A 20,571-nucleotide genomic window follows, 5' to 3' on the forward strand; every position below is an offset into this window, starting at 1 on the left:
AGGAAAATAAATGATTTTTTGTTTAGTTTGATTAATTTAGTTAAATGGAAAGTTTTTCTACAGACAGGCTTGACCTAGCTGAGCGTTTTGTCAATACCACGGGAGCTCATCTTTTTTTGACCGGGAAGGCAGGTACCGGAAAAACAACATTTCTAAGGGAACTTGCAGTCAAAACCCATAAAAAATTCGTTGTCGTCGCCCCGACAGGAATTGCTGCGCTTAATGCAGGGGGTGTCACGATTCATTCCCAGTTTCTGTTGCCTTTTGGTTCTTTTTTGCCGGTGAGAGAGCCGGAGGGTAACTATACCGACCGCTTTGGTTTTGTTTCCCATTTGACTTTGGCCCGAAGGCACCCGCTCAATCAACTCCGTCGCGATGTGTTGAAATCCATCGATCTATTGGTAATTGATGAGGTGAGTATGCTCCGAGCAGATATTTTGGATGCCATCGACTACCGAATGAGGAGTGTACGAAGAAGGTTCAATGTCCCTTTTGGAGGGGTTCAGGTACTTTTTATCGGAGATTTGCATCAGTTGCCGCCGGTGGTAAAAGAGGAGGAGTGGGCCGTATTGAAGCAGTTTTACGCCTCTATGCATTTCTTTGAAGCTAGATGTCTCAAAGGTGCCGGAATGGTTTACCTGGAACTGGACCGCATTTTTCGGCAGCAGGACGAAACATTCATTCGTGTGCTCAACCATCTTCGGGATAACAGACCTACCCTAGATGATATCCGTCTGCTGAATTCCCACTACAAAAGTCCGGATGAAATACGGCAATTGAAGGATTGCATTACCCTGACCACTCACAATTACAAGGCAGATGAAATCAATCGGAGGGAATTGAATTTTTTGAAAAAAGAATCCTTTTTCTACCAAGCTGAGGTGGAAAGAGATTTTCCCGAAAATCTATTTCCCTTGCCTAAGGAGATTGAGCTGAAAGTCGGAGCAAGGGTGATGTTTATCAAAAATGACACTTCCGGACTTTCTTCCTATTTCAATGGAAAGCTAGCCACAGTCCTCAGCCTGGAAGAGGATCAGATTGTGGTGGAAATGGATGGAAGTGGAGAGGAATATATTCTTAAAAAAGAGCTTTGGGAAAACAAAAAATACCAAATACACCCCGAAACTAAAGAGCTGGAAGAGGAGGTGATTGGGACTTTTTCACAATATCCCATCAAACTCGCCTGGGCTGTGACCGTGCATAAAAGTCAGGGATTGACCTTTGACCGGGCAATCATCGATGTGGGCCAAGCCTTTGCTCCGGGGCAGGTGTATGTGGCCTTGAGTCGATTGAGGAGCTTGGATGGCTTGGTTTTGGGTACCCGAATCCGGGAAGATGTCATCTATACGGACTCCAAGGTGGTGGACTTTGTCAAATCTACCGACCAGCAGCAAGACCTGAATCAACTCCTTCGTCAACGTCAGGGAAATTATCTTCAGGAATTAATCGAGCAGACTTTTGAATTTGAAAGCTTATTGCAGGCTATCCGATTATTTGCCAAAGAGCACGACAGTTCGATGGAGTTTGAAGATCCGGAAATGCAAAAAGCTATTCCGGAGATATTCGCTCATTTGGAAAAAGAGCTGGAAAATACCCGAAAGTTCCGCATGCAATTGATCCAGCTTTTGCTGCAAAAGGATAAAGAAAAGCTTCAGCTTCGTTTGGAAAAGGGAATGGCTTACTATCAGGATTTTCTTAGAAGACCTATTGAAACTATTCTTCTTCAGGAATTGAAAACCGAGGCTCTCAGCAGGATCAAAAGCTATCAAAATGATCTGGGTGAACTGGAATTAGACTTGCTCAAAAAGTACATTCAGATCTCAAGAGTAGGGAAATTGATTCATCATATCCTTCACGGGGAGTCCACGGGGAAGATTGGTGATTTTGATCAGGAAGCCGGCCAGATGCGAAAAGAAATGCTGGATAAACTCAGGATGGAAAATCCAGACCTTATGCTGCAACACAAAACCAAAACAGGTCGAAAACGTGCCAAAAATCCAAAGCCTGCCTTACCTACCGAAGGCAAGGAGAAAAAAGAGGATACTAAATCCTGGAGTATCCGGCTTTTTCTCGAAGGGAAAAAGCCGGAAGAGATTGCTGAGGAAAGGGGCTTTGCCTTGACCACCATCTATGGACATCTGGCTCATGGGGTGCAAAAAGGTCAGATTCCGCTCGAAGATTTGGTGGATAAATCCACCATAGCGGAAATCCGGGCTGTAGACGGGAAATATGATGGGTTAAAGGAATACTATGAGCATTTTCAAGGAAAATACGAGTATAGTACTCTCAAACTCGTTCTTAGCTCCCCCTTAGCCAAATAGGAAAGAGACTCAATAGATTGGCTCGGTCAAAACACTTAGAATTGCCAAAATTCCTTCCTTATAGTTTCCCAAACGGATATTTTCATTTGGGCTATGTTGATTGTTGTCTGCATTAACAGTGGGGATAGTCACCGCGGGAATCCCCAAAGCATCCACGAAAGGAGAAATAGGAATAGATCCTCCAGAAATTCGGATTTGAACAGGTTCTTGCCCAAAGGCTCTGGCCATGGCTTTCCTTAACCAAGCTCCGGTTGGGGAATCCATCGGCGTTCGGAAAGCTTGGTAGGAGATAGAGGTATTTACTTTCACAATTTTTGGATGATTCATCCGCTCTTCATCTGATGGGTCCTTTTCCACGATATAAAACCCCTGATTCCTGATGTGTTCTTTGATCAACCCGAAGAGTCTTACCGGATCAGACTCTGGGACCAATCGCATATCCAATTCTGCAACGGCGATATCGGGCACAATGGTCCTGGCTTCAGGCCCCACCCAGGCAGACTTCATTCCCCGGATATTCAAAGATGGATATTGAATACTCTCCTGATAGGTCTGTCCGACTTGGTCTGTTCGTCCCAGACCCAACCGTTTTTTGATCACAAATTCATCATCAGGTACTGCCTGAAGAATTGCTTTTTCGGAGTCTGTTAACTTGATTCCATCGTAAAATCCAGGTATGACCACCCTTCCCTCGGCATCTTTCATGGAAGCGAGGAGTTGGCTCATCAATAAGGCAGGGTTGGGGGCATAGTTGCCATAGTGCCCACTGTGCTGAGGGACACGGGGGCCATAGGTGGTCAGAAACAATTCTGAAATTCCTCTTGCTCCATAGCTCAGGGTTGGTAAGTTGGAAGTATGTCTTGGACCATCCATGATCAGCATCAAATCTGCCTTTAATTTTTCTTGGTATTGAATTACAGCTGCAGGAAGTCTTGGCGAGCCTTGTTCTTCTTCAAAATCCAAAATGATTTTAATGTGGTAGTCTGGAGCCAGATTTTGATCCAATAAGGCATCCCATGCGGTAAGGAACATGGCAAAGGGTCCTTTATCATCAGAGGTCGATCTTCCGTAGATCCTCCAATCCGGATTGTATTCAGCCTGAAGCCGATCCATAGGAATAATTTCCCAGCTTCCGTCTGCTTTTTGCTCCTTTAAAGTAGGTTTATAGGGATCATCCTGATTCCACTTGCTTCTATCTACAGCCTGCCCATCGATATGGAAGTAGAAGAGGGCTGTTTTGGTAGCACTTTCTTGTTTTTTCTCTGCCAAAAGCAAAGGAATCCCTCCTGTATCCAAACGCTCCGAGCTCCATCCTCTACTGGCAAAAGCCTTTTCGCACCACTGAATGTTGGGCTCGATCTGTTCTGGATAATAGGCATCATTGGGGATGGATACCAATTCGTTTAGTATCTGAATTCCTTTTTGCCAATTGGCCTCTGTGAGTGTTTCGAGTTGGGATTGGTCAGGAGTCTGGGCAGAAAGGGTAAAGAAAATTCCGAAAACAGGAAGAAGAATGAGCTTTTTCATGTATGATATTTTGGGTAAAATAGGCAAAAGCCCCCCTTCATCCAAGTTCATTTTCTACAAGTCCTTCTTTGAATAGAATCAAAAAAAAGCCGCGATTGCGGCTTATAGTTTAGTAAGTGTATTTGACAAAAACTCGCTTGCTGATAGTCTGCTGATCGGGATTGATTACCATTTCCGGAGCTGGAGATGCATCAGCCATGACTCTTACATTCATGTCGTATCGCGGTTGGGGAGAATAGTTGGGCTCCATGCCTACATAGAAAACCCGCATTCCTTGAAGTTTTAAAGTACTTCCAATTAGTAAAGCCCTGCTTTCAGCATCCTTTAGTGCTTCTGCCAACAGGGTGTTTTCCAAAGACTTTCGTGTACTTTCAGCAATGCCAAAGTGGAAATTATAGCTCATGTCCCCTGAGGATTGAATAGCATCGGAGATTTTGTGTAAGTCCTCATTGACCGGGGTGGTTACGATCCGAAGTGTCTGTCGGGCCACATAGCCGCTATCTCTCGAGGAACCACTCCTGTAGATTCTGTTGACGTCTACGGAGTAGTTGTCCGCGATCAGCTGATAGTTTTTAATTTTAGCCTTTTTTAAGCCGTCAGCTAAGATCTGAGCTTTTTTATTCAGTATGGTTACCGCATCGTTGACACGTAGAGATTTTTCTTCAAGACTGATGGTAAAAACCGCCTCATCAGGAGCGATTTTTCGTTCAGCGTATCCTTCCACTTCGATGAGTGGAACCTGCTGGGTCAGCTGCTGGGCAAAAGTTCCAAATGCGAGCCCAAAGAAAAGGGCGAGTGAGAGAAGATGTTTCATAAGAATATTTGTTTGCTTTTTTCAATTCAAAAGCTGCTCCATTAAAGCTAAAGACAGCCGAATTTTAGAGTTTTTAAGACTTAACTATCTCAAATTCCACTCCAAAAATTCCAAGGTACTGATTTCAGGACCTCCTCCTCGATTGGCTGAACCAGCTTGAACCCATATTTTTCCGTCCAAAAATGCTGCTCCGGTACCATGCCTTCCTTGATTAAGATTGGGCAATTTGCTCCAAGTATGGGTGCGGGTATCGAGAACTTCCACTTCGGCATGGGCAGGAGTCTGCACGCCGCTTTCTCCATTTAGTACGACCAAATAAGATCCTATGCCCAAGTTGGAATTGCCGGCCCGCTCGGTGGGAATCCCGTTTTCGATGGTGTTCCAAGTTTGGGTTTTGAAATCAAAATAGTCTACTTCTTTGATAGTGGTGTCGATTACACGTCCGATTTTGGCATGCGAAGTACGTCCTCCAGCTAGGTACATCCTATCACCAACCATAGCTGCACTCACATGGTCCCTGGCTCGGGGAGCATCAGGGAGTACAGTCCATTTCCCGGTTTTGGGATCCAATTCATCAAACCAAGAGACAAACCCGTCCCAATGTCCATCCTGAATTCCGCAGACCATATAGATTTTGTTTTCGCGAACAAATACACCCGCTGAGCCTCTCATTCGGTCCTTTGGAAGTGCAGGCCCATTTCTCCAAGTTTTTGTTTTTGGATTGAATATCAGAATATTAGGAATGGGGGTTTCATGAGGATAGCCACCTGTAAGTGCACCGACCACCCAGATTTCGCCTTCATAGCTGATGGCTTGGAAATGGTGGATTTCCATGGGGGCGTCGGCCAGTTTGGTCCAGGTATTGGTTTTTGGATCATACTCTTCCACGGGTCGTTCCCCTCGGCCACCCAGAGAATAAAGCTTTCCATTACAATCCACAAAGGAGTTTTCGTGCCGCGGAGTAGCTTCCGTTTTTGGGGTAATCGTCGTCCAGGATTCCTGAGCAAAAAGGCTTAGTGAAATTAGACAGAAGGTTAGGATTAAGCTGGGTTTCATAGTTTCACAATTTCGGAAATGGGATTTCGGATTTCGGTACTGCTCCAAGCAGATTTACTTTTTTTAAGTGATTGATTTTTAATAAATTAATTATTCTTTTTTTCAAATCTATGACCTTAAAATCAAATCCCTATGAAAGAGCAATTGAAAATTCGTTTCAAGAAATTTGCTTTAAGTGTTATTCAACTTTGTGACACCCTTCCCAAGAAGAATGCGACTTTTATAATCAGTAATCAAATCATAAGGTCATCTACTTCTATGGGTGCGAATTACAGATCGGCATTACGAGGTAGGTCTACTGCTGAATTTCTTTCCAAATTAGGTATAGTAGAAGAGGAATCCGACGAAACTCTATATTGGCTGGAACTGATTTCTGATTCTGGTCTGGCAAGTCAGGAAATAATAGAACCACTTTGGAAAGAATGCAATGAATTGCTAGCCATCGTAGTCTCCACGATAAATACTACGAGAAAAAATCAAAAAACCTCAAAGTAATAGGTAATAACTCTGAGGTTCTTTTTTCGAAATCTGAAATCCGAAATCGTCTATTTTCCTAAATCCAATATATCCCGAATCTTATTGATCTCGGCCATTTCGTCAAATAATGCCTGCTTATCGTCCGAAGCAATTTTGTTTCTGAAATCAGTCAGGTTTTGGATATATCCATCCAAAGCGGCCAATACATTTTCCTTGTTTTCGGTAAAAATCGGGGCCCACATCGCAGGGCTGGATTTTGCCAAACGTACGGTGGAGGCAAATCCCGATCCTGCCATATCAAAGATATTTTTATCATCCTGCATTCGCTGTAAGACCGTCTGACCCAGCATAAAGGAAGAAGCATGGGAAAGGTGTGATACGAATGCCAAATGACGGTCATGCTCTTCAGGATCCATAAATCTCAGCTTCAGGTTAAGTGCATCAAAAAGTGCATAAGCCTTTTCCTTCAGATGCAAATCCGTTTTTTCCAATTCACAGATGATATTGACTTTGCGGTTTAGAAGATCGGCAAAAGCAGCCTTGGGACCCGAATACTCTGTACCTGCGATCGGGTGAGCAGCTAGATATTGCTTTCTTTTCGGATGATTGGCCATCATGGCGCAGAGTTTTGCTTTGGTCGATCCCACATCAAAAACAAGGGTGTTTTCCCCCACTTGATCCAAAGTCTGGAGCAAAAGATCTCCCAAGGTATCTGCAGGAGTTGCCAAAATCACCAAATCTGTATCCGAATCCGGAGTTTCTTTGGCTTCGGTAATGATGCCTAAAGTTAAGGCGTCCTTCAGGTTTTGAGGGTTGGTATCGTGACCGGTGATTTTGATTTCAGGGAATTTCTGACGAGCGCCGAGACCAAAAGAACCTCCTAATAGTCCTAGTCCGATGATGTGTATTTTTTGCATAAGGTTAAGGTTTGATACGGTTGATAGCTTCCAAGATTTTGAATTCAGGCATGCAGAGCGAAAAACGCACGTAATCCTTTCCTGCTGTGCCGAAGATTTTTCCTGGGGTGATAAAGATGTTTTTTTCATAAAGGAGCCAATCGACAAGCTCCTCAGGAGATTTCTCTCCGTTGACTTTACACCAGACAAAAAGACCTGTGGACTGGGTGTCGTAGCTGAGGCCGAGAAGATCAGCCAGTTTCCAAACGAGCTTTCTGCGATTGGTGTAGATTTCGTTTTGGTCAGCAAACCAATTTTTTCCTAAAGAAAGGGCTGCAATTGCTCCTTTCTGAAGTCCCAGAAACATGCCTGAATCCATATTGGACTTGACTTTCAGTACCGCATCGACAAAATCAGCTCTACCGCAGAGCATTCCTACTCGCCAACCCGGCATGTTGAAAGTTTTGCTGAGTGAGTTGAGTTCCAAAGCGACGTCTTTTCCTCCCGGAATACTCAAAACACTCAAAGGCCCTGGATTCAGGATATGGCTGTAAGGATTGTCATTGACAAGTATGATATCATGCTTTTGGGCAAAAGCCACCAATTCAGTCAGGATTTCCACTGACCCCGAAGCTCCCGTTGGCATATGAGGATAATTGATCCACATCAATTTGACCTTGGACAGATCTTTTTGCGCTAGCTCCTCCAGATTGGGTCTTCCTTTTTGCTCCAAATCCAAGGAGAAAAAGATAGGTTCGGCTTCCAATAACCGAGTCACAGAGGTGTAGGTGGGATAGCCTGGGTTGGGGATCAAGACTTGATCTCCAGGATTTAGAAAGGCCATGCTGATGTGCATGATTCCTTCTTTGGAGCCCATTAAGGGCAGGATTTCTTTGTTGGGAAGCAGCTCAACCCCAAACTCGCGGTGATAAAACGAAGCCATCGCAATCCGCAATTCGGGAATGCCCTGATAGCTTTGGTAGCCGTGGGCTTGGCCGTTTTCAGCCGTGTTTTTGAGTGCTTCGATCACGCTGCGATCGGGAGCGAGGTCGGGCGAACCGATCCCCAAATTGATCACCGGTTTTCCTTCGGCGATAAGTTGGTTGACTTCCCGGAGTTTGGCCGAAAAGTAATATTCTTCGACACTATTGATTCTGTTTGCAAATCCCTTCATCCTTTTCTGCTGCTGTATTCTCCAAATATTTTTAAATCTCCAAAATCCTTGATTACCAAGTCCATTGCTTCCCTGAATTGGTTGTAATCTCCGAATTCAGCATCGATAAAAAAGGCATATTCCCAGGGTTTTTCCATAACCGGGATTGACTGGATTTTGCTCAGATTCAGGCCTTTTTCTGCTAGCATAGTGAGCAATTTGGCCAAACCTCCGGCTTCATTTCGTATCGTTATTTTGAAAGAAGCCTTGTTGGGAAGGATTTTAGTCTGGATTTTTTCCTTTTGTAAAATGATAAAACGGGTGAAATTGTCTTTCACCGTCTGAATGTCTCTGGCCAAAATCTCCAATCCATAAATCTCAGCTGCGATCTCACTGGCGATTGCTGCGATTCCTGAAAGTTTTTCTTCAGAAATCCGCTTGGCTACAGACGCAGTATCCACATCATCGAATTGTTGAATATGAGGGTGCTTTGCTAAAAACGCCTTGCATTGTAGCAAAGCCATCGGGTGAGAGCGAACCTCGAAAATTTCCTGAATCTGTTGTCCAGGCAAGGCCATCAGTTGATGGGCAATGGGTAAATAATACTCGTCTCGAATAAACAGGCCGTACCGATCGATCAAATCGTAATTGGGAAGGATAGCTCCTGCAATCGAGTTTTCAATAGCCATCACACCAAAATCCGCTTCTCCCAATGCCACTGATTTGGCTACCGGTTCAAAGGTGTTGAATGCTACTATTTCGGAATCCAGCCCAAAGTTTTTTAAAGCCACTTGATGATGAAAAGATCCGGGAACTCCCTGAATTGCAATTTTTCTACTCATGCTTCTGTCAGGTTATTAGCTTGGACTCCTGTCAGAGCCACATGCTTCCAGAAACTTGGATAGGATTTATTGACCACGTCTGGCTCTTCAATCAGCACTTCTGTTTTGGTCAAAAGAGGCATAAATGCCATGGCCATTCGGTGATCGTCATACGTGTGAATCTGCACTTGATGTGGCATGGTCACAGAAGGAATGACTTGGAATACTTCAGGTTCGATTTCCTTCAGTTCTGCGTTAAACTTGGCCAATTCTTGCTGCAAGGCGTAAATCCGGTCGGTTTCTTTGATTCTCAAGCTTTCTAATCCGGTGAATTTGGCATTTTGTCCCAAGATGGCACAAGTCACTGCGACGGTTTGAGCTAGGTCTGGGCAATGGGTGAAATCCCAGTTTTTCAGTCCTTTTACAGCTTGTTTTTGGAGGAGTAAACCTCCATTTTGGAAGGTGGATTTTACACCCAAATGATCCATGATTTCCACAATGGCGGAGTCGCCTTGAAGACTGTTTTCTTTCAATCCTTCTAGGAATAACTCTCCAGAATCTGCACAAGCCAGGAGGCTGAACCAATAGCTTGCGCCGGACCAGTCGCTTTCCACGGCAAATCGGGTAGGGGTATAGGATTGATGTGGAACGTGGATTTTGTTTCCTTCCCAAGAGTAGCTGATTCCGAATTGAGCCATCAATTCGAGTGTCATCTCGATATAAGTCCGACTTCCTACTTTGCCTTCGAGCTCGATTTCCAAGCCCAAAGGCAAGATCGGAGCAATCATCAGCATGGCAGAAATGTATTGACTGGATACATCCCCACGGATTTTCACCTTGTCAGTGGTCTGCATGGGAAGTCCGTGAATGGCGAGGGGTGGGTAACCTTCTTTGTTTAGGTAATGGATATCGGCTCCGATAGTACGAAGTGCATCCACCAAGATGCCGATGGGACGTTCACACATTCGGGCAGTTCCGGTCATGACTTTTTTCTGATTGGTGACCGTCGTGTAGGCCGTTAAAAAACGCATGGTTGTACCTGCATCGAGCACGTCAAAAACCGGCGGACTCGTTTCCAGCAAGCGAATCATGGTTTGGGTGTCACGAGCTTCGGCGAGGTTGGTGATTTCGTTTTTGCCCAAAGTCAGGGCATCGATCACCAAAGCGCGGTTGGATTCACTTTTGGAAGAAGGAAGAGGAATGGATAAGGAATCGAATTCGCTTTTTTGGGCAAGGCGAAGGAGTTGCATGGTTGGAATAGTCTAGGCTGTAGCCGCTTGGAGTTGGTGGTAATACAGAATGGCATTTTTGATTTCTTCCCGGGTCACTGGAATGTTGTAGGTACAATTGCCAATGGATTCGAGAAGGGAAAAAAGGATAATCGAACCCTCGTTTTTCTTGTCTTGGGTACAGAGATCGAGAATTGGGTCGAGTTCGTTATGGGAAAAATCAACTTTTCCATACACTTGAAGCAGAAAACGGCTCATTTCTTCGAACTCTTCAAAGCTGAATCCAACTTTTTCGAAGGAAAGAAATCCTTCAGCGATCATGCCCAAAGCTATGGCTTCCCCGTGGAGCAGGTGATTTTTGGTGTCCAGAAAATAGGACTCGAAAGCGTGACCGATGGTATGACCGAAATTCAGGATTTTCCGAAGCCCGTTTTCTTTTGGGTCTGCTTCCACGACGGCTTTTTTGATTCCTACCGAGTGACGGATTAGCCTATCCCAATCTTGGTTTTCCCAGTTCTGGGCTTGAAGTTTCTTGAAATAGGCTTTATCCCGAATCAACCCGTGTTTGATGATTTCCGCATAGCCGGATCGAAGTTCGGCTTGAGGCAAAGTCTTTAGGAATTCAGGGGCGATTACGACCGTTTCGGGTTCATTGAATACGCCGAGATGGTTTTTCAGCCCGTTGAAATCGATGCCTAATTTTCCTCCCACACTGGCATCTACTTGAGAGAGCAGCGTAGTGGGGCAGTTGATAAATCGGATTCCTCTTTTGTAGATGCTTGCGCAAAAGCCACCCATATCGCCAATCACACCACCGCCAAGATTGATCATCAAGGCTTTTCTGTCCAAGGCTTCCTCAGTCATTCGGTTCCAAATCATGGAGGAGGTGTCCAGATTTTTATGAATTTCTCCGGGAGAAACAGAGATGAAAACCGTGTCTTTTGGGAGAATTTCCTGAATGATCGGCAGGCAATGTCTTTGCGTGTTTAAGTCAGTCAGTACCACCAATCTGGAGTAGGAAAGCTCGGATAAAATCTCCGAAATGGACTGCTTACTATCAGCTGAGAAAATGACGGATTCCACGGATTGACCGGTTTGGTGAAAGGACTAAGTTAGGAAAGCGGTCCCAAATGAGACGGCCTTCCTGAGTTTGAGAGCAGATTTATTTTTTAACCGGTTCGGCCTCACGTAGTTGTTTTTCCTGACGCTTTACAGATTCTTCATGGATACAATAAAGCAACTCTTTCATAAACTTCTCGCTGAGATGTTTTTTCACACCTTTTTGAGTTCGGGATTCCATTACTTCTTTCCATCGGTCAGATTGAAAAACTGTCAAATGGTGTTCTCGCTTGTGATTACCGATCTGATCGATTACGGCAAATCTTTCCTGAAGAATATCCAAAAGCTGATCATCCAAGTGGTCTACAGCCCGACGAAGGTCTTGGAGACGCTCATCTGGCTTCATGTTTTCCAAAGGAGTTTTGAAATCGATGGAAAGGATTATTTCTTTCAGTCTTTTCGGAGTCACCTGCTGCTTGGCATCGGACCAAGCCTTATCCGGATTGTGGTGAGTCTCGATCATCAGCCCGTCCAAACCGAAGTTCATTGCGCTCTGAGCCACTTCCAATAGACCGTCTCTTCGGCCTACGATGTGGGATGGGTCGTTGATGACTTCCATTCCGGTCCATTCTCTTTTGAGGTGAATAGGCATGGACCAGTTGGGCTTGTTTCTGTAGCGCTTGTCGTATGCGTCGGAGAAGCCTCGGTGAATCGCAGCAAGTTTGTCAATTCCTACTGCGTACATTCTCTCCAATGCACCCATCCAAAGTTCCAAATCCGGATTCATTGGGTTTTTGATCATCACCGGAATATCCACTCCTCTCAAGGCTTCTGCGATCTCTTGGACTGCAAAAGGATTCACCGTAGTTCGCGCTCCGATCCAAAGCACATCCACTTTGTGCTTTAGTGCCGATTCTACGTGAGCGGCATTCCCTACCTCTGTGGTAATAGGGATATTGAGCTGGTGGCGCACGATCTCCATCCACTTCAGGCCCTCTTCGCCTACTCCTTCGAAAGATCCCGGCCGGGTTCTTGGTTTCCAAATTCCCGCACGGAAGAGCTGGGGAACCATATTTTCTTCCTTCATTTCTTTGCAGATCTGCTCGATCTGCTCTGGTGTCTCTGCGGAGCATGGTCCTGCGATGATGAGTGGAGTGGTTAATCCCAATCCCCAGTCTTTGATTTGTTTGTGTGGCTTCATACGGCTTGAGCGTTTTAAATGAAAAAAGCCCGGGTCTTTCGAACCGGGCTTTTGTGTTTTTATTTTCTTTTAGTTTTTGGCTAGACAATACACAACTCCGATTCGATTTTGACTTCGAAAGTAAAAGTAAAAGAAAGTAAAATAGATCGCTGCTGTGATTAACATGTCGTAAATGTAAAAGGGGATTTTTTAAATCCAAAATTATTTTTTGAAGAAATCGTTGAAGACTTTCAATCGAAAAGGATGGAAGTTTGAAAATATTTCAATTAGCTGGGGTTTTTCAATTCTTTTTGGAATTATATTTTAAAATAAATTTAAATAGAAGAATAAAATTTTAAATTGTACTCAAAGAAAAATTTTTGTATTGATTATTTTGCTTTTGTCAAATATGTCTGACGGTATTGAAACATTTTTCACAAGGAAATCTGTTTAAATTGAAGATTGACTAACTTAAGAGACATGAATTACAAAGACTATATTGAAATCAGGCCAGATAAGAGATTTGGAAAGCCTTGTTTGAAAGGAACCAGAATCAGTGTTTATGATGTGCTGAATTGGTTGGCCAATGGAATGACAAAAGCAGAAATCATGGAAGATTTTGAAGAAATATCTGAGGAAATGATAAATGCTTGTCTTGCTTTTGCCGCTGATAAAGATCATGCAATGATTTTGTCAAGTTGAGGCTTCTGTTTGATCAAGATATTTCACCAAAAATCTTAAAAAAGGGTATATGGTTTGATTTTGAAGTTCAGCATGTAAGATTTGTTGGATTGGAGGACTCTTCGGATTTGGAGATTTTCCAGTTTGCTAGATTGAAAAATTTTTCAATTGTAACCTTTGACTCGGATTTTTTTGATTTGAGTATTTTGAAAGGTTTTCCTCCTAAAATCATTTGGATAAGAACTGGAAATCTCACCACGAAGTCAATTTTTGAGATTTTTCTGAATCACAAAAATCATATTATCGAGTTCTTGGAAAATGAAGATTCTGGGGTTTTGGAAATTATCAACCCCTGATAACTATCAAGAATCCAAAATCTCCGTCTGCCTTCGAATCGACTCCTGATGGATGATTCGATAAATCTCTTCGACCGCTTCCGGATTCAAACCTAGTTTTTTGCCCCATTCCGGCCTGGATTCAAACACTTCCTGCCAGCGTTCTCGCTGAAAGGCAGCCACATTGTTTAGCTTTTTGTAATCGCCGATTTTTTCTACCAAGTGCATTCTTCGAGCAAATGCCTCTAGAATCTCCCGATCCGCCTCATCGATTTGGTGACGGATTTCCTCGAGTTGGTGCAGGGTTTCTGGTGCCTCAAAATGAACTTTTCTGGTTTTGAGTTTTCGGATGAGTTCCCCAAGAGCTTTAGGAGTAAGCTGCTGTGCCGCATCCGTCCAGGCTGCATCCGGCTGAATATGCGATTCGATCATCAAGCCGTCAAAGTTGAGATCAAGAGCTTTCTGGGAGATTTCAGGAACCAAAGATCGTTTACCGGAAATGTGACTCGGATCGTTAATCATAGCGATTTCGGGTCGAAGCGTCCGGAATTCGATGGGGATTTGCCACATGGGAGAATTTCTATGAACCTGATCCCGGTAGTTTGAAAAACCGCGGTGAATAGCACCCAAGCGGGTCAAGCCCACACTTTCCAATCGCTCAAAAGCTCCCAGCCAAAGGCCTAAGTCAGGATTTACAGGGTTTTTTACCAAAATAGGAACATCCACTCCCCGTAGGCTTTCCGCAATTTCCTGAACGGTAAATGGATTCACTGTGGATCTTGCTCCAATCCAAAGTACATCGATGCCTGCTTTTAGCGCTTCTTCTACGTGACTGGCAGAAGCTACTTCTACCGCAAATCTGACTTGAAACTCCCTTTTCACCTCGCTGATCCAAGGCAGGGCCAAGGCACCTACTCCTTCAAATCCATTCGGCCGAGTTCTCGGTTTCCAGACACCGCCACGGATGACCTGGATTCCTTCCTGCACCAGTTGGGATACGGTGGCGTGAAGTTGCTCGGGAGTTTCCACACTGCAGGGGCCAGCGATAACGAAAGGTTGCTTTTCAGAATTTAATTCCGAAAAAGGGAAGAGGTTTGTCATACTTGGGTTCATGCTTGCAAAACTACCGTACTTATGCCAAAGTTTCTTTGGAATAAAAATTCTGTTTTTTCGCTTGATTCACTGGGGCAAATCCCGAACAAACGGGAAGCGCCTTTGGTTTTTTTGATATCTTTGCAGCCTTAAATGAGCGATATGCCCGTCAAACCCAAAATTTCTTTTGAGAATCTGGAAGTGGCCTTTGCTTCCAAATCCGACGCAGAACTCAGGAAAATGTATCTGATTTTTGCGACGCTTAATAATAACCTAATCTCCGACTTGGGGATTGGCCTAGCCAACTTGGCTTTTAAACTCAAGCTTCCTGTCAAAGGAATCATGAAAAAGACCATGTTTGGGCACTTCTGCGGTGGGGAAACGATCGCAGAAAGCATTCAGGCCGCCAGTAAACTGGCTAAATATGGCGTCCACGCGATTCTGGATTTGTCAGTAGAAGGAAAAGGGGATGAGGAGTCATTTGACCGAACCTGTGATGAGATCCATCGGACGCTCATCGAATCAGCCAAGACGGATTACATGCCTTTTGGGGTGTTCAAAGTGACCGGTTTGGGTGATTATCATATCATGGAAAAGATTCAGGCAGGAGAAAAGCTCACTCCAAGCGAAGAGAAGGCTTTTGCAAAAATGAAAGGAAGAGTGGACAAACTCTGCAAGGCAGCTCACGATTTGGGTTTGAAAATACTTGTGGATGCAGAGGAGTCCTGGTTCCAAAATGTGATTGATGACTTGGCTTACGAGGCCATGGAAAAATACAATCGGGAGCGCTGTGTGGTATACAATACCTATCAAATGTATCGCCATGATTCGCTAGAACGATTGAAAAAAGCCCATCAAGTGGCTTTGGACAAAGGGTATTTATTCGGTGCCAAGCCTGTTCGTGGTGCCTACATGGAAAAGGAAAGAGAAAGAGCGGAAGAAATGGGCTATCAGGATCCGATTCAGCCCAACAAAGAAGCTACGGACCGAGATTACGACGCGGCTATTCAATACAGCGTGGAAAATGGAGTTTACCTGGTCTGCGCCACACATAATGAGAAAAGCAGCCTTCAACTGACCAATTGGATGAACCTCCATGGGATCGATCCTCAATCAGATCGGGTGTTCTTTTCTCAGCTCTATGGGATGAGTGACAATATTTCTTTCAATCTGGCTAAAGCGGGATATCGGGTGGTCAAATATGTGCCCTATGGTCCGGTTGAAAAAGTAATGCCTTACCTCACCCGTCGGGCAGCAGAAAATACCTCGATCGCAGGTCAAAGCAGCCGGGAGTTTGAGCTGGTGAAGAGGGAAATGAGAAGACGGAAGACGGAAGACGGAAGACCGAAATCCTAACTTCTGTCTCCTGTCTTCGGTCTTCCAGCCTATTCAAATTTAGAATTTCAAATTTCAAATAAACATAAATGCAACTTCTTAGCGAACAGGAACTCGAACGCAGAAAGGACCGGGAAGAACTCTACGCCTTGGGAATCAATCCCTATCCGGCGGAGTCTTTTCCCATCAATGTAACTGCGGAAGACATCCATAGAAACTACGAAAACAGAAAGACGGACTATAAGGACATTTCCATCGCGGGTCGATTGATGAGTCGCAGAATCATGGGTTCTGCCTCTTTTGGAGAGATTCAGGATTCCACAGGTCGCCTTCAGATCTATGTTCGTCGGGATGATATTTGCCCTGAAGAGGATAAAACGCTTTACAATAGCGTATTCAAAAAACTGCTGGGTATTGGAGATTTTGTAGGACTGAAAGGATACATTTTTACCACACAGACGGGAGAGATTTCGCTCCACGTGACTGAGCTAAAAGTTCTTTCCAAGGCAGTAAAGCCACTTCCTGTCGTAAAAAGAGACGAGGAAGGAAATGTCTACGATGGCTTTACTGATCCTGAGCAGCGTTATCGTCAGCGATATGTGGATTTAACTGTTAACCCGGAGTTCAAGAAAACCTTTATCACCCGTTCGAGAATTATTTCCAACATGCGTCGCTATTTTGACGATCACGGATGGTTGGAAGTGGAGACGCCGATTCTTCAGGCGGTTCACGGTGGCGCAGCTGCCAGACCTTTCATGACGCATCACAATACCTTGGATATGCCGCTTTTCCTACGAATTGCCAATGAGCTTTACCTCAAGAGGCTGATTGTAGGTGGATTTGACGGGGTGTATGAGTTTGGGAAAATGTTCCGAAACGAGGGAATGGACCGAACTCACAATCCTGAATTCACTTCCATGGAGATTTACGTGGCTTACAAGGATTACATCTGGATGATGGAGATGGTGGAGGAGTTGCTGGAAAAAGTGACCGAATCTATCCACGGAAAGACCGTCGTGAAAGTCGGTGGTAAGGAAATTGACTTCGCTGGGCCGTACAGAAGACTGACGATGTTTGACTCCATCAAGGAATATGCGGGAGTCGACGTAAGCGAAATGGATGAGGAAGGATTGCGGAAAGTTTGTGCTGAACTCGGTATCGAAGTGGATGCTTCTATGGGTAAAGGCAAACTGATCGATGAGATATTTGGAGCCAAAGTAGAGGCCAATCTGGTACAGCCGACCTACATCACCGATTATCCAATCGAAATGACGCCTTTGGCGAAAAAGCACAGAAGCAAGCCAGGCTTGGTGGAGCGATTTGAGCTTTTTGTCAACGGAAAAGAAATCGCTAATGCCTATTCCGAGCTGAATGACCCGATTGATCAGCGGGAGCGATTTGAGGAGCAATTGAAACTAGCCGCTCGCGGGGATGACGAAGCGATGGCCATGGATGAGGATTTCCTCCGCGCACTCGAGTATGGAATGCCACCTACTTCTGGTTTGGGCATCGGAATTGACCGATTGACCATGCTGCTGACGGATAATTCTACGATTCAGGAAGTCTTGTTCTTCCCTCAGATGAGACCGGAGAAAAAAGCCGTCGAGCTCACTGAAGAGGAAAAGGTCATCATGGATTTGCTGGGGAAAAATCACCCTGCCTCCCTTCCAGACCTCAAAGCCCAATCCGGACTGAGTGGTAAAAAATGGGATGTGTCCATGAAAGGACTTTCCCAAAAAGGCTTGGTCAAAGTGACGAAGGAAGGGGAGATTCTGACGGTGGATTTGGTAGGTTAAACCCCATCGAATGCGATATAACAAAGAAAGCTGGACCAACATCCAGCTTTCATTTTTTTAGCTTTCTGACTATTTATACACTGTCATCTACTCCAAAACCATCTCCCTCAGCTCTACCACTCTCCTCAGCTCCCGGATTTCCTTTTGCACATTTTTCCGAATCAGCAAAGTCAGGATAATTCCCGGAATGAAGTACGAGCAGACCATAGCAGCCATCCAAAAAGAAGAAATGTAGTTTGAAAACTCGGGCAAGAGCAACATAAAGCCCAAAGTGTAGGCCCCCAAAGTCAGGTAAGTGCCCGGCCCATGAATTCGGAGTCGGAGCCGGAGATATTTTCTCTCGGATTCCAGATTCTCTACCGCCGATTGGGTGATTTCTTTCTTCCTTCCCTGATTCAAACTGTAAGCTTCAAGAAGGATTCGAATAAGAAAAAATCCCAACATCAGGCCTACGCCCAAGTGACTGAGTGTTTCCCGAAAACCAAAGTAAAACAGCAGGAAGTAACACATCATCAGGAAGGTTGAGCCTAAAATCAGGAGTGTGCTTCGCTGGAATTTGAAGCTTTCTCCATTCAGCCGTTTTGCCTCATCGATGAGGTTTTGGGTAGGAGGAGGAGTGGGGAGGTCGACTGCGGATTTTTGCCAGCCGGATTTGAGCATATTTCCTAATTCATTCATGATCGATCAACTTTTTAAGTCTGAGTTTGATGCGGTGGATTTTGACTCGGAGATTTCCTTCGGTGATCCCGAGGATGGTTGCTATTTCCTCTTGGGGAACATCATCAAGAAGAAGTCCGGTTACCAGTCGGTCGATTTCGGAGAGTTTACCCATAGCTTCAAAGAGCATCTTACTCGGGTCAGTTTCGGTGAATTCGATTTCTTCGGTCGTTTCTTGGTCTCTCATGATTTCTCCTAGTTTTTGATCTTTGTTTTTCTGCTTTTTCAGAAAATTCAGGCAAGTATTCACCGTGATTCGGTAGATCCAGGTTTTGGGCGTAGCATCCTGACGAAACTTACCCAGATTGTTCCAAACCTGAATAAACACCTCCTGGGTGAGATCTTTGGCCTGATCTTGATCTCCTTTCATAAAACCCATGCATAGCTGCATCACCATAGGGTAGTGGGATTGATAGAGGAAGTCAAAGTTTGTTTTTTGGCTTGGGTTCACTGGGCAAGGAAGGTCGTTAGCTGTTCATGAAACCATCCCGGCTGATCGAGCATCAGGTAATGCTTACTGTCTGCTGCCAAAGCAAATGTTTTATTGGGAAGGGTTGAATATTGATTTTTCATCGTTTCCAAGGCGCCCGGGCCAAAGGGCTGTCCTGCCACGAGGATAAGTACGGGAACTTTAATGGTAGGCAAAAGCGGCCGGTTGTCCAATTTAAGCAGATCTACATATCCATAGACAAAAGTCTTCCGATCAGCTGATGTCATCCAGGATTTTACCTGTTCTTGGTCTTCTGGTTTGGTCATCATGTTTTTGGTCATTTGATCCAAATAGGCACTTTGTGCAGCTTCATCCATTGCAAGCAATTGATCATTGTAGGGGCTTTCGTAGCCCAAGGCTTCTGCAGGTACTCCGGGCATCATCACTTCCCGCATGCAGGCAAGGGCATCCACGATCACGACTTTTTGGATTCGATTCGGAAAGTGTGCTGCCAAATCCAAAGCCAGATTACCGCCCATGCTGTGCCCGATTAGGGTAAGTTTATCCAGTTGTTGGCTTTCGATATACTGGATTAGATCGGATTTAAGCTTGCCGTACCAGGGCATTTCCACAGGAGCGACCCCACCAAAACCCGCATAGGTCACCACATGCACCTGGTGTCCCGGAACACTCTGGACGGTGGAATCCCAAACCTCTCCCGGCGTAGCAAATCCCGGAAGAAACAGAATTGGCTCTCCCATTCCGGAGGTTATGACAGAAATGGAAGATTGAGCGAAAAGTCCGGTCTGAATGGTCAAGAGGACGAGGAAAAGGTAGTTTTTCATAATCGAATTAGTTTCAAGTTTATTGAAGGAGAATCCTGTTTTTTCTACTTAGAAAACCAAAGCCTTTTTTTGTTACACTCCATTGAAAAGGATTTACTTTTTCTTCAAAAAAAATCCTATTCTGGCACCATGACTATTCATTTGCTAGAAATGAAAATGGGATAAACTACAAATCAAGAATTTGAATTTTTGAAATAATCGGCTTATAGCTAGGCTTTTATGGGTTTTGGTTTTATTTTCAATCTCACTGATTTTCTAAGGATGCGCGACGTTACGATGACGGGGAGTATGAACCCCCACTTTTCGGCAATGAAAGCCCAATTTTTGAGGTGCTACGACGAACTCTCCCGAATGGCTAGGCAAAAGCTAAGGATGGAATATCAATCGAGTACACTAGACACAGCGGCTTTGGTTCATGAAGCCTATCTGAAAATGGATAATCATGAAAAAGGCTATGTGGACAAAAATCACTTCTTAGCCATAGCCGCTATAGTTATGCGAAGGTTTTTGGTGGATTATGCCCGGCAAAAAAAGCGTCAAAAGCGTGGAGGTGACCAAATCCAATTGACCTATGGCGCAGCAAATCGGGCGGTAATGACCTCACCGGAGGAAGTACTGCAGCTGAATGATGCCTTGAATAGACTCAAAGCACTCAATAACCGGCATAGTCGGGTGGTGGAGTTCCATTTTTTTGGGGGGTACAAGCATGAGGAGATCGCCGAAATGATGGGCGTGTCCATTGATACGGTAAGGAGAGATTGGCGTCTTGCCAAAGCTTGGTTGAGTAAGGAACTAAGAACCTAAAGG

General features: G+C 44.6%; 20 protein-coding genes. 7 read left to right on the plus strand and 13 right to left on the minus strand.

What is annotated here, in order from left to right:
- The first annotated feature begins 44 nt into the window (after positions 1 to 44).
- Positions 45 to 2,321 carry a helix-turn-helix domain-containing protein gene (locus tag AAA943_RS18285; protein WP_338225742.1) on the plus strand — a complete coding sequence of 759 codons (2,277 nt, stop codon included), beginning with the start codon at positions 45 to 47 and terminating at the stop codon, positions 2,319 to 2,321.
- Between the two features lie 9 nt (positions 2,322 to 2,330).
- Here the strand turns inward: AAA943_RS18285 and AAA943_RS18290 are convergent, their stop codons facing one another.
- The 3 genes from AAA943_RS18290 to AAA943_RS18300 form a co-directional block, all read right to left on the minus strand.
- Positions 2,331 to 3,848: a M20/M25/M40 family metallo-hydrolase gene (locus AAA943_RS18290; protein ID WP_338225743.1), complete on the minus strand. Its 1,518-nt coding sequence runs from the start codon at positions 3,846 to 3,848 to the stop codon at positions 2,331 to 2,333.
- A gap of 109 nt (positions 3,849 to 3,957) precedes the next feature.
- Entirely contained in the window at positions 3,958 to 4,662 is a 705-nt protein-coding gene (locus AAA943_RS18295) for an SIMPL domain-containing protein (protein WP_338225744.1), read from the minus strand.
- A gap of 84 nt (positions 4,663 to 4,746) precedes the next feature.
- A complete protein-coding gene (locus tag AAA943_RS18300; protein ID WP_338225745.1) occupies positions 4,747 to 5,718 on the minus strand; it encodes a Kelch repeat-containing protein in 972 nt (323 codons plus the stop codon).
- 132 nt (positions 5,719 to 5,850) lie between these two features.
- Between AAA943_RS18300 and AAA943_RS18305 the strand changes: the two genes are divergently transcribed.
- Positions 5,851 to 6,213 carry a four helix bundle protein gene (locus tag AAA943_RS18305; protein WP_338225746.1) on the plus strand — a complete coding sequence of 121 codons (363 nt, stop codon included), beginning with the start codon at positions 5,851 to 5,853 and terminating at the stop codon, positions 6,211 to 6,213.
- 50 nt (positions 6,214 to 6,263) lie between these two features.
- Here AAA943_RS18305 and AAA943_RS18310 read toward each other — a convergent pair whose 3' ends face one another.
- From AAA943_RS18310 to AAA943_RS18335, 6 genes are all read right to left on the minus strand, one after another.
- Positions 6,264 to 7,112 (minus strand): prephenate dehydrogenase, encoded by an 849-nt coding sequence (locus AAA943_RS18310; RefSeq protein WP_338225747.1) that lies wholly within the window; start codon positions 7,110 to 7,112, stop codon positions 6,264 to 6,266.
- 4 nt (positions 7,113 to 7,116) lie between these two features.
- Positions 7,117 to 8,265 carry a pyridoxal phosphate-dependent aminotransferase gene (locus AAA943_RS18315; protein ID WP_338225748.1) on the minus strand — a complete coding sequence of 383 codons (1,149 nt, stop codon included), beginning with the start codon at positions 8,263 to 8,265 and terminating at the stop codon, positions 7,117 to 7,119.
- The gene (locus AAA943_RS18320; RefSeq protein WP_338225749.1) at positions 8,262 to 9,086 is read right to left on the minus strand and encodes a prephenate dehydratase; all 825 of its coding nucleotides are present in this window, start codon (positions 9,084 to 9,086) and stop codon (positions 8,262 to 8,264) included. Before AAA943_RS18320 ends, AAA943_RS18315 begins: the two co-directional genes overlap by 4 nt.
- Positions 9,083 to 10,315, minus strand: coding sequence for a 3-phosphoshikimate 1-carboxyvinyltransferase (locus AAA943_RS18325; protein WP_338225750.1), 1,233 nt, complete (start codon positions 10,313 to 10,315; stop codon positions 9,083 to 9,085). The genes AAA943_RS18320 and AAA943_RS18325 overlap by 4 nt, the downstream gene beginning before the upstream one ends.
- Positions 10,316 to 10,327: 12 nt before the next feature.
- Positions 10,328 to 11,377, minus strand: a complete 1,050-nt coding sequence (aroB, locus tag AAA943_RS18330) for a 3-dehydroquinate synthase (protein WP_338225751.1) — start codon at positions 11,375 to 11,377, stop codon at positions 10,328 to 10,330.
- Between the two features lie 79 nt (positions 11,378 to 11,456).
- Positions 11,457 to 12,554, minus strand: coding sequence for a chorismate mutase (locus tag AAA943_RS18335; RefSeq protein ID WP_338219260.1), 1,098 nt, complete (start codon positions 12,552 to 12,554; stop codon positions 11,457 to 11,459).
- 459 nt (positions 12,555 to 13,013) lie between these two features.
- Between AAA943_RS18335 and AAA943_RS18340 the strand changes: the two genes are divergently transcribed.
- Positions 13,014 to 13,235 carry a DUF433 domain-containing protein gene (locus AAA943_RS18340; protein WP_338225752.1) on the plus strand — a complete coding sequence of 74 codons (222 nt, stop codon included), beginning with the start codon at positions 13,014 to 13,016 and terminating at the stop codon, positions 13,233 to 13,235.
- Positions 13,232 to 13,570 carry a DUF5615 family PIN-like protein gene (locus AAA943_RS18345; RefSeq protein ID WP_338225753.1) on the plus strand — a complete coding sequence of 113 codons (339 nt, stop codon included), beginning with the start codon at positions 13,232 to 13,234 and terminating at the stop codon, positions 13,568 to 13,570. Before AAA943_RS18340 ends, AAA943_RS18345 begins: the two co-directional genes overlap by 4 nt.
- A gap of 6 nt (positions 13,571 to 13,576) precedes the next feature.
- Here the strand turns inward: AAA943_RS18345 and AAA943_RS18350 are convergent, their stop codons facing one another.
- The gene (locus tag AAA943_RS18350) at positions 13,577 to 14,650 is read right to left on the minus strand and encodes a chorismate mutase (RefSeq protein ID WP_338225754.1); all 1,074 of its coding nucleotides are present in this window, start codon (positions 14,648 to 14,650) and stop codon (positions 13,577 to 13,579) included.
- Between the two features lie 153 nt (positions 14,651 to 14,803).
- On the opposite strand from AAA943_RS18350, the gene AAA943_RS18355 reads away from it, so the two are divergent.
- Positions 14,804 to 15,997 carry a proline dehydrogenase family protein gene (locus tag AAA943_RS18355; protein ID WP_338225809.1) on the plus strand — a complete coding sequence of 398 codons (1,194 nt, stop codon included), beginning with the start codon at positions 14,804 to 14,806 and terminating at the stop codon, positions 15,995 to 15,997.
- Positions 15,998 to 16,065: 68 nt separating this feature from the next.
- A complete protein-coding gene (gene lysS, locus AAA943_RS18360; protein WP_338225755.1) occupies positions 16,066 to 17,772 on the plus strand; it encodes a lysine--tRNA ligase in 1,707 nt (568 codons plus the stop codon).
- 87 nt (positions 17,773 to 17,859) lie between these two features.
- Here the strand turns inward: lysS and AAA943_RS18365 are convergent, their stop codons facing one another.
- The 3 genes from AAA943_RS18365 to AAA943_RS18375 are packed head-to-tail and all read right to left on the minus strand — an operon-like array spanning position 17,860 to position 19,764.
- Positions 17,860 to 18,450, minus strand: a complete 591-nt coding sequence (locus AAA943_RS18365; RefSeq protein ID WP_338225756.1) for a hypothetical protein — start codon at positions 18,448 to 18,450, stop codon at positions 17,860 to 17,862.
- Complete coding sequence (locus tag AAA943_RS18370) at positions 18,443 to 18,940, minus strand: RNA polymerase sigma factor (RefSeq protein ID WP_338225757.1); 498 nt, start codon at positions 18,938 to 18,940, stop codon at positions 18,443 to 18,445. The genes AAA943_RS18365 and AAA943_RS18370 overlap by 8 nt, the downstream gene beginning before the upstream one ends.
- Positions 18,937 to 19,764, minus strand: a complete 828-nt coding sequence (locus tag AAA943_RS18375) for an alpha/beta fold hydrolase (protein ID WP_338225758.1) — start codon at positions 19,762 to 19,764, stop codon at positions 18,937 to 18,939. Before AAA943_RS18375 ends, AAA943_RS18370 begins: the two co-directional genes overlap by 4 nt.
- Before the next feature lie 309 nt (positions 19,765 to 20,073).
- Between AAA943_RS18375 and AAA943_RS18380 the strand changes: the two genes are divergently transcribed.
- On the plus strand, positions 20,074 to 20,568 hold the full coding sequence (locus AAA943_RS18380) for an ECF-type sigma factor (protein ID WP_338225759.1): 495 nt from the start codon (positions 20,074 to 20,076) through the stop codon (positions 20,566 to 20,568).
- Positions 20,569 to 20,571 lie beyond the last annotated feature (3 nt).

The sequence above is a fragment of the Algoriphagus confluentis genome (genome assembly GCF_036245625.1).
Lineage (GTDB): Bacteria > Bacteroidota > Bacteroidia > Cytophagales > Cyclobacteriaceae > Algoriphagus > Algoriphagus confluentis.